Genomic DNA, 680 nt, shown 5'->3' with positions numbered 1-680 from the left:
GAATAAAGAGAGCAGATGGGTCGTTGCAGGCCCGTGTTTTTGGGTCTGTAGCTCAGGTGGTTAGAGCGCACCCCTGATAAGGGTGAGGTCGGTGGTTCAAGTCCACCCAGACCCACCAGAATTGCGTGGCTCGTCGTTGCTTCCAAGCTCACGTGCGACTCGCACGCTACGCTTGCAAGCGCCTAGATCCACACAATTCTATAGCTAAGGTTAAACGACCTGGCTTGTGTGGAAGATCGAGGGGCCATAGCTCAGCTGGGAGAGCGCCTGCCTTGCACGCAGGAGGTCGGCGGTTCGATCCCGCCTGGCTCCACCAAAAGCCTGAACGATCGATGCTTACATAACTGACTAACTCCGGTTAGCAGTGTGCAGAAACAAGTGTTTCAACTTGATGAAAAAGTTCGAAGCCCTTCTTTCTGATCACTGGGTCAGATTTGCTCTTTAACAAATTGGACGAGATAGAACACGATTGATGAATTCCATTATCTCCGGAATTCATTGATCAGAGTGATAACGATTTCAAGCGTTATCCGGTGTTGTCGTTGAAGTGGTTGTTGTATTGCTTCAAGTGGCTGTCTCGAAGAAACCTCTGAATCAGGCTTGCCTGGTGATGGGTGTGGATTCGTGATCAGTTGTCTTGGGGTTATATAGTCAAGCAACTAAGCGCATACGGTGGATGC

The 680-nt window shown here is 50.0% G+C and carries 2 tRNA genes; both read left to right on the top strand.

Annotated features, from left to right (window positions below):
* The first annotated feature begins 41 nt into the window (after window positions 1–41).
* Window positions 42–118: transfer RNA gene (locus tag MDHKLMBL_RS20680), tRNA-Ile, on the top strand.
* A gap of 122 nt (window positions 119–240) precedes the next feature.
* Window positions 241–316: transfer RNA gene (locus MDHKLMBL_RS20675), tRNA-Ala, on the top strand.
* Window positions 317–680: the final 364 nt, after the last annotated feature.

This window comes from Marinobacter flavimaris (assembly GCF_002933295.1).
GTDB lineage: Bacteria > Pseudomonadota > Gammaproteobacteria > Pseudomonadales > Oleiphilaceae > Marinobacter > Marinobacter flavimaris.
Note: the sequence above shows the minus strand (reverse complement) of the source record. Positions and strands in the feature narration are given on the sequence as shown.